This window comes from Mesorhizobium sp. P3_A9, from assembly GCF_056402975.1.
In genome coordinates, this window is the sequence record NZ_JBFUGJ010000209.1 from 1 (window position 1) to 10,600 (window position 10,600).

At 63.9% G+C, this 10,600-nt stretch carries 13 protein-coding genes; 6 read left to right on the forward strand and 7 right to left on the reverse strand.

The window, feature by feature from the left end:
• Positions 1–874, forward strand: an 874-nt coding sequence (locus AC1DX0_RS23605) for a prephenate/arogenate dehydrogenase family protein (protein ID WP_477357026.1), incomplete at its 5' end; no start/stop codon positions are given.
• A gap of 138 nt (positions 875–1,012) precedes the next feature.
• Here AC1DX0_RS23605 and AC1DX0_RS23610 read toward each other — a convergent pair.
• On the reverse strand, positions 1,013–1,939 hold the full coding sequence (locus AC1DX0_RS23610) for a sugar kinase (RefSeq protein WP_477223337.1): 927 nt from the start codon (positions 1,937–1,939) through the stop codon (positions 1,013–1,015).
• 7 nt (positions 1,940–1,946) lie between these two features.
• Positions 1,947–2,945, reverse strand: coding sequence for a DUF2125 domain-containing protein (locus AC1DX0_RS23615; RefSeq protein WP_477223338.1), 999 nt, complete (start codon positions 2,943–2,945; stop codon positions 1,947–1,949).
• Between the two features lie 135 nt (positions 2,946–3,080).
• Between AC1DX0_RS23615 and AC1DX0_RS23620 the strand changes: the two genes are divergently transcribed.
• The 3 genes from AC1DX0_RS23620 to AC1DX0_RS23630 all read left to right on the forward strand — a co-directional run bounded on the left by AC1DX0_RS23620 (position 3,081) and on the right by AC1DX0_RS23630 (position 5,392).
• Positions 3,081–3,602 carry a gamma-glutamylcyclotransferase gene (locus AC1DX0_RS23620; protein ID WP_477223339.1) on the forward strand — a complete coding sequence of 174 codons (522 nt, stop codon included), beginning with the start codon at positions 3,081–3,083 and terminating at the stop codon, positions 3,600–3,602.
• Positions 3,603–3,724: 122 nt separating this feature from the next.
• Positions 3,725–4,672: an aldo/keto reductase gene (locus AC1DX0_RS23625; protein WP_477223340.1), complete on the forward strand. Its 948-nt coding sequence runs from the start codon at positions 3,725–3,727 to the stop codon at positions 4,670–4,672.
• Positions 4,673–4,765: 93 nt separating this feature from the next.
• Positions 4,766–5,392 carry a LysE family translocator gene (locus AC1DX0_RS23630; RefSeq protein ID WP_477223341.1) on the forward strand — a complete coding sequence of 209 codons (627 nt, stop codon included), beginning with the start codon at positions 4,766–4,768 and terminating at the stop codon, positions 5,390–5,392.
• An 18-nt stretch (positions 5,393–5,410) separates the two neighbouring features.
• Here AC1DX0_RS23630 and AC1DX0_RS23635 read toward each other — a convergent pair whose 3' ends face one another.
• Positions 5,411–6,199 (reverse strand): lysophospholipid acyltransferase family protein, encoded by a 789-nt coding sequence (locus AC1DX0_RS23635; RefSeq protein ID WP_477223342.1) that lies wholly within the window; start codon positions 6,197–6,199, stop codon positions 5,411–5,413.
• A 123-nt stretch (positions 6,200–6,322) separates the two neighbouring features.
• Positions 6,323–7,225: a LysR family transcriptional regulator gene (locus tag AC1DX0_RS23640; RefSeq protein WP_477223343.1), complete on the reverse strand. Its 903-nt coding sequence runs from the start codon at positions 7,223–7,225 to the stop codon at positions 6,323–6,325.
• 118 nt (positions 7,226–7,343) lie between these two features.
• On the opposite strand from AC1DX0_RS23640, the gene AC1DX0_RS23645 reads away from it, so the two are divergent.
• Together AC1DX0_RS23645 and AC1DX0_RS23650 are read left to right on the forward strand one after the other, a co-directional pair.
• The gene (locus AC1DX0_RS23645) at positions 7,344–7,814 is read left to right on the forward strand and encodes a nuclear transport factor 2 family protein (RefSeq protein WP_477223344.1); all 471 of its coding nucleotides are present in this window, start codon (positions 7,344–7,346) and stop codon (positions 7,812–7,814) included.
• Between the two features lie 26 nt (positions 7,815–7,840).
• Positions 7,841–8,473 carry a pyridoxamine 5'-phosphate oxidase family protein gene (locus AC1DX0_RS23650; RefSeq protein ID WP_477223345.1) on the forward strand — a complete coding sequence of 211 codons (633 nt, stop codon included), beginning with the start codon at positions 7,841–7,843 and terminating at the stop codon, positions 8,471–8,473.
• Positions 8,474–8,481: 8 nt separating this feature from the next.
• Here the strand turns inward: AC1DX0_RS23650 and AC1DX0_RS23655 are convergent, their stop codons facing one another.
• From AC1DX0_RS23655 to AC1DX0_RS23665, 3 genes are all read right to left on the reverse strand, one after another.
• Positions 8,482–9,207, reverse strand: a complete 726-nt coding sequence (locus tag AC1DX0_RS23655) for a YdcF family protein (protein WP_477357028.1) — start codon at positions 9,205–9,207, stop codon at positions 8,482–8,484.
• A 110-nt stretch (positions 9,208–9,317) separates the two neighbouring features.
• Positions 9,318–10,310: a cell division protein FtsX gene (locus tag AC1DX0_RS23660; RefSeq protein WP_477223347.1), complete on the reverse strand. Its 993-nt coding sequence runs from the start codon at positions 10,308–10,310 to the stop codon at positions 9,318–9,320.
• Positions 10,303–10,600: ATP-binding cassette domain-containing protein (locus tag AC1DX0_RS23665; RefSeq protein WP_127223573.1), on the reverse strand; the 298-nt coding region annotated here is incomplete at its 5' end. The genes AC1DX0_RS23660 and AC1DX0_RS23665, both read right to left, overlap by 8 nt.

Sequence of the window (10,600 nt, forward strand, 5' to 3'; positions counted from 1 at the left end):
GGCCCGCGTCATCCGCCGCGAGGGCCTGGCTGGCCATGTCGCCATCTCAACCCGCAGCGCCGCGACGCTGAAGCGGGCGGAAGAACTCGGGCTGGGCGACAGCTATACGACCGATGCGAAAGAGGCGGTTCGCGACGCCGATCTGGTCATCGTCTCCGTGCCCGTCGGCTCGTCCGGCGCGGTCGCAGAGGAAATCGCACCGGCGCTGAAGAAGGGCGCGATCCTCACCGATGTCGGCTCGACCAAAGCATCGGTGATCGCGCAGATGCAACCGCATGTGCCTGACGGCGTGCATTTCATTCCCGGCCATCCGTTGGCGGGCACGGAAAAATCGGGACCGGATGCCGGCTTCGCCGATCTGTTCGACAATCGCTGGTGCATCTTCACACCGGTGCCGGGCACCGATCCGGAGGCGCTGGAGAGGCTGTCGGAATTCTGGCGCCGCTGCGGCGCCAACATCGACACGATGGATCCGCAGCATCATGACATGACGCTGGCCATCGTCTCGCATTTGCCGCACATCATCGCCTACAACATCGTCGGCACCGCCGACGATTTGCAGTCGGTGACCAAGTCCGAAGTGATCAAATATTCCGCCTCCGGCTTTCGCGATTTCACGCGTCTGGCCGCCTCGGATCCGACCATGTGGCGCGACGTCTGCCTGCACAACAAGGACGCCATCCTCGAAATGCTGGCACGGTTTTCGGAAGACCTGGCGTTCCTGCAGCGCGCGATCCGCTGGGGCGACGGCGACAAGCTGTTCGACCTGTTCACCCGGACCCGCGCCGTGCGCCGCTCGATCATCGAGGCCGGCCAGGACATCGACGTGCCCGACTTTGGCCGTCAGGCGGTCGAGCATCCCAAGGGGAGCTGATATCCAGGTGAGGCCGGCCTGCAAATGGCCGACGGCTGCGCTTCCGGTGCTCACGTACAAAAAGTACGCTCCGCTCCGGTTCTCGGCATCAGCCATTTTCGACTCGGCCTGACCTGAATCTCAACTCCCTTGGCGTTGTTAGGGTGTCGGCCAGATCGCCGAGATCATCGCCAGCGTCTCGGCCCGGTCCGGCGCGCCCAGCCTGCCGCCGAAGCGCTGGCATTTGAGCGCGGCTGCAGCGCTGGCGAAGCGCAAGGCCTGCTCGACCGGCATGGCTTCCGCCAGCCCGACGGCAAAGGCGCCGTGAAAGACGTCACCCGCCGCCAGCGTGTCGACCGCCTTGATTTTGGGCGCTGCGACATGACGGGATGATTGCGCCGCGCGATCGAACCACCAGGTGCCTGCCGCGCCGCCGGTGACCGCGACAAAGGCATCGGTGCGGGAAGCCATGTCGGTGCAAGCGGTCTCCAGATCCTGTGCGTGGCCGCATATGATGCGGATCGCCGGCTCGGAGGCAACAATGTGCGAGGCGAGCGGCAAGAGCTGTTCCAGCACCGCCAGCGGCGCGGTGTCGGCATCGAGAATCGCTGGGCGGCCGGCAGCATGCGCGGCCTTCAGGGCAAGGGCCGCGGCGCCCGGCCAGCGCACATCCACCAGCACGGCATCGAATGCAGTGATGTCCGCGAAAGGCAACGCTTCGGGATCGGCCTGGGCGCGTTTGTCATAGAAAGGCACGATGATGCGCTCGCCATGGGCGTCGACCAGAATCGAGGCCAGTGCCGAGCGGGCGCCGCTGACGCGGCGCACATAGGTGCAATCGACGCCTTCGGCCTCGACCCCGGCAATCAGCTGATCACCGATGGGATCGTCGCCGGCGCTCGCCCACAGCGACACGTCGGCGCCCAGGCGATGCGCGGCGCAGGCAGCACTGGTGGCCATGCCCGAGGCGATCTGGACACCGTCGGAGGCGATGAATTTTCCCTGGTGCGTGGGAAGCGTCTCCACACGCAGGATGGTGTCCAGAGTCAGCGCGCCGACACTGAGGAGCCTCAAGGGTCTTGCCATGGCAGCGCTATTGCACCGGCTTGATCTTGCCGAGCGGAATGAAGCCGAGCGAAGCTCTGCCCTTGACCACTTTCAGCGGCATCGACGGTTCGCTGCCGAGCATGGCGAGTGCGGCAAAACCCTGTTCGATCGCATTCTTCTGCTCGGGTATGGCACCGGCAAGGATAGATGCCACGGACTTCGGATCCTTGATCCGGATCATCAGGTCGGCGTCGACCAGGCCTTCGGCATCGACCGACAGCGGCCCGGAAACGGTAACCCGCGCCGTGCCCGAGGACACATCGAGGTTGCGAATCTCTATCCTTTGGCCGCGCAGGCTTTTCACCTGCGTGCCGATCAGCGCGACACCATTCTTCAGCGTGGCATCGCCGCTGGCATCGAGCGCCGGCAGCACGCGCCCGCCGATCGCATCGGGATCGATCTCGAGATCACCAAAGCTGCCGGCATAGTCGAGATCGCCGCCATTCGGCTGCAACTGGCCAGCGGCCTTGCCAGCGCTGAACAGTTCAACCGGATCGGTGTCGTCAGCCGGATCGGTCTGGCCGGACAGGCCCTCGGCCTGCAGGGATATACGCTGCGGCAGCGGGTACCACAATTTGACGTTGGCCTGCAGATTGTCCCAGTCGATCCACAGCGGCTTCATGCCCGGGACGGAGGTTCTGAGCGGTCCGCGCAGATTGGCAACCGGGGACAGGGGTTGGATGATCTGGGCGACGGCATTGAAGGAGCCGGCCGACGCGGCGATGTTTTTGGCATCGTCCTCGTAAGCGAGGTTGTCGCAGGAGACGGTGAAGTTCAAGGGATAGCCGCTGACCTGGAGATTGGCGCAGCCGGCCTCGATGCCGCTCTTGTTGAGCGTGGCAACCGCCTTGTCGGCTTCAGCCCTGACCCTGTTCTCCAGGTAAAACCAACCACCGCTGTAGATGGCAAACAGCACAACGATGAACGCCACCAGCCAGAACAGGCCGCGGCGGGACTTTGGTTGGCGTTCGTCACTTGACGTCATGCTTTGGCTCTCATTAACGCATGGGTGTTGGTGGACGGAGTTTTGATTCCGACAACAATAGGTAGACAGACACGGACGGAAAAAACACCGATTCGGATGCGGTGTCGGCAATCTTTTGCAATCAGGCGCGGCGATATGGGCGATTTTTGGGTGTTTGGCTATGGATCGCTGATCTGGCGGCCGGGGTTCGCGCATGTCGAGACACAAAGAGCAAGGTTGCACGGCTATCGGCGCTCGCTTTGTGTCTATTCGTTCGTGCACCGCGGCACGCGCCAGCGGCCCGGATTGGTGCTCGGCCTCGACCATGGCGGTTCCTGCGTCGGCCTGGCTTTCCGCGTGCCGGGCGAATTTCGCGACGAGGTCATCGCCTATCTGCGCGAGCGCGAACTCGTCACATCAGTCTATCTCGAGCGCACGCTCAAGGTTCGCCTTGATGGCGGCGGCATGGTCGAAGCCGTAGCCTACATCGTCGACCGCAAGCATGAGCAATATGCCGGCGCGCTGGATGCTGCGCATGCGGCGGCGGTGGTGCGCGGTGCGGTCGGCCAATCCGGCGACAATGAGGATTATGTGCTCAGCACGTTGAAACATCTGGAAGCGCTTGGCATCCGCGACCATTGGCTGGAGGACGTGGCACGGGGGATAGCGCCTTTGTGAAGGCTGGCTCTGCGGAAAAGGCAGCCAGGCCTTTGACCTTGGTGCGGCGAGACCTAGGTTAGGCTCCGAACCCCAGCCAGCGGGCGGCATCCGCCCGGCCCCAATCCTCATGGAGATCCGTCTTGCAGAAACGCCGTCTCGGTCGCACCGACCTTTCCATCGCGCCGCTGGTTCTGGGTGGCAACGTCTTTGGCTGGACCGCCGACGAGAAGACATCTTTCGACCTGCTCGACCGCTTCGTCGGGGCTGGTCTCAACGCGGTCGACACGGCGGACGCCTATTCGCGCTGGGTCCCCGGCCACAAGGGTGGTGAATCCGAAACCATCATCGGCAACTGGATGAAAGACCGTGGCAACCGTGACAAGGTCGTGGTGATCACCAAGGTCGGCTCGGATATGGGGCAGGGCCACAAGGATCTATCCGCTGCCTATATCGAAAAGGCCGTCGACGCGTCGCTGAAGCGACTGCAGATCGACGCTATCGATCTCTATCTGTCGCATTGGCCGGATCCGACCACGCCCTATGAGGAAACGCTCGGCGCCTACGAGAAGCTGCTCGCCAAGGGCAAGGTCCGCCATGTCGGCTGCTCGAACCTCGATGCGGGCCAGTTGCGCGCCGCACTCGACGTGGCGAGCCTGCGCAGCCTGCCGCGCTACGAAGTGCTGCAGCCGGAATACAATCTCTACGACCGCTCCTCCTTCGATGGGCCGCTGCACGATCTGTGTGTGGCCGAGGATATCGGCGTCATCACCTATTTCAGCCTGGCCAAGGGTTTCCTAAGCGGCAAATACCGCAGCGAAGCCGATCTTGGCCAAAGTGAGCGCGGCGGCGGGGTGAAGGACTATCTCAACGCGCGCGGCATGCGCATCCTTGCGGCACTCGACGCGGTGTCGGCGAGGCATTCGGCGAAGCAGGCGGAAGTCGCGCTTGCCTGGGTTATCGCGCGGCCAGGCGTCACCGCACCGATCGCCAGCGCCACCAAGCCGGACCAGATGGATAGTCTGATCAAGGCGGCGTCGCTGAAGTTGACAGCGGACGACATGGCTGAGCTCGACAAGGCGAGCGGCTGAAGCTCCCGGCGGCCGTTCTACGCACGAACGTCCAAGACCACCCCTCCTGTCTTGCCATAGCGTCCTGCGCTCAAGGCAAGACAGAGGGTGGAAATGACTGAACCGCTTCTTTCGCAACCGGAGCTTTGGCGACCGCTGCTCGCCCTGGTGCTTGCCGCCACGGTGGTCATGGGTAGTCCAGGTCCGGCAACGATAAGCGTCACCGCCGTTGGTGCCGCCTTCGGCTTGCGCCACTCGCTGCGCTATACCTCGGGGATCGTTCTTGGCACGATCGCTGTCTTGCTGGTGGTGGCGACCGGGATCATGGCGGTGCTCTGGTCGATGCCGAGGCTGGCGCCGGTGCTGGTTGTCGCATCCGCCGCCTACATCCTCTATCTCGCCTTCAGGATCGCCACGGCGGCGCCGCTGGCGGCACGCGCGTCCGAGGCTTCGCGCCCGACCTGGATGGCCGGTTTTCTCTTGGCTGCCGCCAACCCCAAAGCGTATGTGGCGATCGCCGCCGTGTTCGCCGGCGCCGCTTCCAAACAAGGCGACGCCGGGCTTGGCCTATGGCTGAAGCTGACCGTTCTCGCCATGATGATCGTTGTCATCCATGCCGTATGGCTGCTCGCGGGCGCGGCCTTCGCGCGCTTTCTGCGCCGGCCGGTCACGTCGCGGATCATCAATCTGGTCTTTGCCGCGACGCTGGTGCTGACCACCGCGCTGGCGGTGTTCGGCTGAATGTTGCCTGCCTTCGCTTCAGACCTTCGCGCCAAGTTCCCGCAGCCGCTTCACCGCGGTCGGCGGAAAGGCCGGCGGGTTGGGTGCGCGGGACGCCTCGACGAGCATCTGGTCGCAGGCGGCTTCTGTCTCGCCGATCAGCCGCGCCATGAACTCGTCCTTGCCGAGGCCCGGTGGAATCGGCGGCAGGAAACGCGCCTTGATGGTGCCGGGATAGCGCAGGAATTTGCGGCGCGGCCAATAGAGGCCGGCGACATGAGCAACCGGCACAACCGGAACACCGAGTTGCGAATAGATTTCGACGATGCCGTATTTATAGGCGGGCTCATCGCCCGGCGCCCGGCGCGTGCCCTCGGGATAGATGATCAGCTGGCGTGGGTTGCGCGCCATCTCTTCCTTGGTCGCCGCGACCACCGCCTTCAAGGCCTTGGAACGGCTGCCGCGATGAACCGGGATCATGCGCATCTTCATGATGTACCAGCCGAAGAACGGGATCCAGGTCAGTTCCCGCTTCAAGATGTAGAGCGGGTCCTGGAGGAAGGGGAAGAAAGCGATCGCGTCCCAGAACGACTGGTGCTTGGGCGCCAGGATGAAGGAGCCCTCCGGCAGGTTTTCCTGCCCGGTGATGTCGCTCTTGGTGCCGGCGATCTTGTCGTAGAGCCACATGCAGGTGCGCGACCAGAATTTCGGCACGAACCAGGCGCGGTGGCGCGGCGACAGGAAATAATAGGGGGTCCAGAGGATCATCTGGACGATCAGATTGACGTAGAAGACGAAGTTGAACGCCAGCGATCTGACATAGAGCATGGGGGAGGTCCGGTGAGGAAGTGTGCGTTGGTTACACCAAGCGCGGGGAAAAAGGAAATGGCCGAAGCGTGACCCTGCCGATGCCGAGGCACGGTTCGTTTCTGGGATCAGCCTGCGGCCACGTTACCCCAATCGGGCCAGCCGCTCCTTCAGACGGGGTGCGGCGAAATCGAGGAAGGCACGCAGCTTGACCGGCAGCAGGCCGTGGCCCGCATGCACCAGGCTTACCGGCCACGGCTCCGGCTCGAACTCACGGAGCAGGATGCGCAGCATGCCCGACCGCACCGCGGCATCGACCTGATAGGAAAGCACTTTCGTCAGCCCGACGCCGGCAATCGCGGCATCGATCGCGGCCTCGGCGGTGTTGACCTGAAGCCGCGAGCGGACCTGAACCGTGACTTCCGTCTTGCCCTTGGTGAAGCCCCATGGGGCGGCGGAGGACAGTCCCTCGAAGGTGATGCAATTGTGGGTGCTCAGGTCTTCCGGCGTCGCGGGTATGCCATGTTCGGCCAGATAGGCCGGGCTGGCGCAGACGACGCGGCGGATCGAGCCGACGCCAATGGCGACAAGGCGCGAATCGGGTAACTGGCCGATGCGCAGCGCGAGGTCGAAATGGTCTTCGACCAGCTGGGTGATGCGGTCCGCCAGGGTCAGGCGGATGTCCACGTCGGGATAGGCCGAGAGAAAGCCGGTGATAACCGGCAGCACATGAAGGCGGCCGAAGACAACCGGCGCGGTGATGGCCAGTTCACCGGTCGGAGCGCTGTATTCGCCCGCCGCCGCGCGTTCAGCCTCGCCAACCTCATCGAGGATACGGCGGCAGGCCGCAAGATAAGCCTCGCCGGCATGGGTCGGCGTCAGCCGGCGCGTCGAACGGTTCAGCAGCCTTGTTTTGAGATGACGTTCCAGATCGGAAACCTTGCGGCTGACGGTCGCCAGCGGAATGCCGAAACGGCGGGCCGCGGCGGAAAGGCTGCCGGCCTCCACTGCGGCGACAAAGAGCGACATGGCTTCGAGACGATCCATCACTTCTTCCGGAAAATGGAAGGACTGATTGCAAATATGTCATCTGCATTTCAGGAATGGAAGGCTTTATATGTCGGGTGTGGCCTTGTCTGCAGCATGGCCAGTCAAAGGAGTTCCTATGTCTGAAAGCCGCCCCCCGCTTCCGCCCTTCACCGCCGAGACAGCAGCACAGAAGGCGCGCATGGCCGAGGATGCCTGGAATTCGCGTGATCCGGCGCGGGTCGCACTCGCCTATACGATGGACAGCCGCTGGCGCAACCGCGCCGAATTCCTGCAAGGCCGCGATGCCATCCAGGCTTTCCTGACGCGCAAATGGAGCCGTGAGCTCGACTACCGGCTGATCAAGGAAGTCTGGGCCTTCCACGGCAACCGCATCGCCGTGCGCTTCGCCTATGAATGGCGCGACGACTCGGGCTCCTGGTTCCGCAGCTACGGCAATGAGAACTGGGAGTTCGACGAGCACGGGCTGATGCGCCTGCGCATCGCCAGCATCAACGACCTGCCGATCGGCGAGGCCGACCGCAAATATCACTGGCCGCTCGGGCGCCGCCCGGATGACCACCCAACATTGTCGGAGCTCGGGCTCTAAAACCCGCTCTGGCCCAGGAGGTTTCGATGAACGCGCATGCTTTCACCAGCGACGTCGCCTTCACGCCGACCGTCAAGGCGATCCAGGCGCGTAAGGGTTCGCGGCAGTCTTACGCCCGCGTCGAGGAGCGTGGTGGCTGGCAAGCTGTCATCACGCCGGACCTTGCCGCGTTCATCGAGATGCAGATCAGCGTCTTCCTGTCGACGACCAATGGGGACGGCCAGCCCTATATCCAGCATCGCGGCGGGCCGGCCGGCTTTCTCAAGGTGCTCGACGAAAAGACGATCGGCTTTGCGGATTTTTCCGGCAACAGGCAGTTCATCACGCAAGGCAATCTGGCCGACAATCCACGCGCCTTCCTGTTTTTGATCGACTACATGCTGCGCCAGCGCATCAAGATCTGGGGCACGGCGCGCGTCGTCGAAGGCGATGCCGAGCTGATGGCGAAGCTGATGCCGCAAGATTACAAGGCGCGGCCCGAACAGGTCATCCTGTTCACCGTCTCAGCCTGGGATTCCAACTGCCCCCAACACATCCCGCAGCGCTTCGAAGCGGCTGATGTCGAGGCAGCGCTTGGTGAGCGGGATAAGCGCATTCAGCACCTTGAACAGGAGATTGTGCGTCTCAAGGGAATTTCAGGCGCTGCCGCGAAGGAGTGATACCCGGATCAGCCGCCGGCCGCGGTCTCGGCCAGCGCTATGCCGTCCGGGGTTGGTTTCACCGGCACGATGCCGCGCGCCAGCGCCAGCAGGTATTTGGTGTATTCGGTGAACAGCACACGCAACGCCCGCGGCTTGGTCAGCCAACCACCATTGTCGAGATTGGAATTGACCACTGGATAGGGCTCCAGCTTGGCGCCATGCAGCAGCCGGCCCATTTCCAGCAGGCTGCGTGGCATGTGGTAGTTGTTGGTGACGAGGATCACCGTGCCATAGGCATGGCTTTCGATCCATTTGGCGCTTTCCTCGGCATTGCCGATCGTGTCGAGCGCAGCGCGGTCGATGTCGACGCAGCAGGAAAACAGCTTCTTGTCGCCGCCGGTCGCGGCCTGGAGCTGGCGACGGCTGGCGGAAGGATGCACGCCACTGATCAACAGCCGCTCGCCCTTGCCTGACGCCAGCAGATCCATCGCGGCGTCGAGGCGGGACTGGCCGCCGGTCAGCACGATGATGGCATCGGCCTTGGCCGGATTGGCGGGGGTGGTCAGATGGGCGACCTTACTGGCGAACCAGCCGAAGCCGCCGGCAAACAAGGTTGCGAGAACGAGGAGGGAGAGCGCGGATATCCGCAGAGCGGTCTTTAAACGGCTAATCCCGCCGTGGTCGCGCAAACGAGCAACCACCACTGGCATCTGCCCAGCCGTCCCGGTCGAATCCCGCACGTCCATAGCCATATGGTTAATCCTGAAATGCGGCCTTTGGTAGATAAAAGACGCACTTTGCGTTACGCCGCTTCTCCATTCGTGATCACCCTGCTTCCGCCGCCGCCAAAGCATGCTCCCTTTCATGCGTCTGGTTGGCGAACGTCGATGTCGCTGAGATAGGCGACGACTGTGGCATGAGAGGTTGCCGCCGTCAGCGCGCCGATCACCAGCACCATCAGGACGACGCCGAGATAGCCCATCGAGCCGATGGCGAAATTGCCGAACAAGGCGGTAGCCTGATCGGCCTGAGGCGTCGCCATATTGCGCGACGACCACCAGGAAAAGACGATGAAGACCAGCACCGCTGCTGCGCCGCCGGCGGCCGCGCCCTTCATGCCGGTGACCAGGAAATGCCGGCGGAATTCGCGTGCGATGAAGGCCGCCTCAGCGCCGACGAAATGCAGCACCTCGATGATGTGGCCATTGCCCGCCATGGCGCCGCGGGTCGCGAACACCACGGTCAGCACGGTCGCCGACAGCATCAGCGCCAGCACGGCAATGCCGATGGTCACCGTGGTGCGGGCCATGGCCACCAGCCGGTCGACCCAGGTGCGATGGTCGTCGAGCGATGCGCTCGGCAGTTTTGGCGTGATCGCGGCGCGCATGGCGGCGAAGTCGGGCGGGCTGTTCTCGTCGATGGTGACGATGATCAGGCGCGGCACGGGCAGTTCATCGATGTTGAGACCGGAGCCCAGCCACGGCTCCAAAAGCCTGGCTGTCGCCTCGCGGTCGATGATCCTTGTCGACTTCACGCCGGGGAACTCGCCGGCGATCTGCGAGGCCTGGGCAAGCGCTGCCTCCATGTCGAGGCCGTCGGCCGGCTTCACCTGGATCGTCGCCTCGCGCGAGATCTGGTTCTCCCAGACCGAGGCGGTGTCGCGCACCAGCGTCACCGCGCCGAAGGTCAGGCAGGACAGGAAGGTCATGATGGCGATGACCAGGACCAGGGCGCGGCCGGCGATGTTCTGCGCCGGCACGATCGGCGCCATCCGGCGCTGGGCGCGCGGCTTTGCCTCGGCCACCTCGGCTTCCTGCTCATGCTCTTCGAGATGTTCGGCGGACAGGTCAGTCATAGATGTCCAGCCTTCCACCGGCCAGGATCATGCGGCGCGCGTCGACCTGTTCCATCAGGCCAAGATCGTGGGTGGCGATCACCACGGCGGTACCGAGACGATTGAGCTCGATGAACAGCCTCAGCAGGCGCCGCGCCAGCGGCGGATCGACATTGCCGGTCGGCTCGTCGGCCAGCAGGATCTCCGGCTGCTCGATCAAGGCGCGGGCGATGGCGGCGCGCTGCTTCTCGCCGCCCGACAGGACCGGCGGCAGCACATGCATGCGCTCGCCAAGACCCACCCATTTCAAC

Coding starts and splice junctions, on each gene's coding strand:
- AC1DX0_RS23610 (WP_477223337.1), bottom strand. CDS start 1,939: ATGGCAAGACCCTTGAGGCTCCTCAGTGTCGGCGCGCTGACTCTGGAC.
- AC1DX0_RS23615 (WP_477223338.1), bottom strand. CDS start 2,945: ATGACGTCAAGTGACGAACGCCAACCAAAGTCCCGCCGCGGCCTGTTC.
- AC1DX0_RS23620 (WP_477223339.1), top strand. CDS start 3,081: ATGGGCGATTTTTGGGTGTTTGGCTATGGATCGCTGATCTGGCGGCCG.
- AC1DX0_RS23630 (WP_477223341.1), top strand. CDS start 4,766: ATGACTGAACCGCTTCTTTCGCAACCGGAGCTTTGGCGACCGCTGCTC.
- AC1DX0_RS23635 (WP_477223342.1), bottom strand. CDS start 6,199: ATGCTCTATGTCAGATCGCTGGCGTTCAACTTCGTCTTCTACGTCAAT.
- AC1DX0_RS23640 (WP_477223343.1), bottom strand. CDS start 7,225: ATGGATCGTCTCGAAGCCATGTCGCTCTTTGTCGCCGCAGTGGAGGCC.
- AC1DX0_RS23645 (WP_477223344.1), top strand. CDS start 7,344: ATGTCTGAAAGCCGCCCCCCGCTTCCGCCCTTCACCGCCGAGACAGCA.
- AC1DX0_RS23650 (WP_477223345.1), top strand. CDS start 7,841: ATGAACGCGCATGCTTTCACCAGCGACGTCGCCTTCACGCCGACCGTC.
- AC1DX0_RS23655 (WP_477357028.1), bottom strand. CDS start 9,207: ATGGCTATGGACGTGCGGGATTCGACCGGGACGGCTGGGCAGATGCCA.
- AC1DX0_RS23660 (WP_477223347.1), bottom strand. CDS start 10,310: ATGACTGACCTGTCCGCCGAACATCTCGAAGAGCATGAGCAGGAAGCC.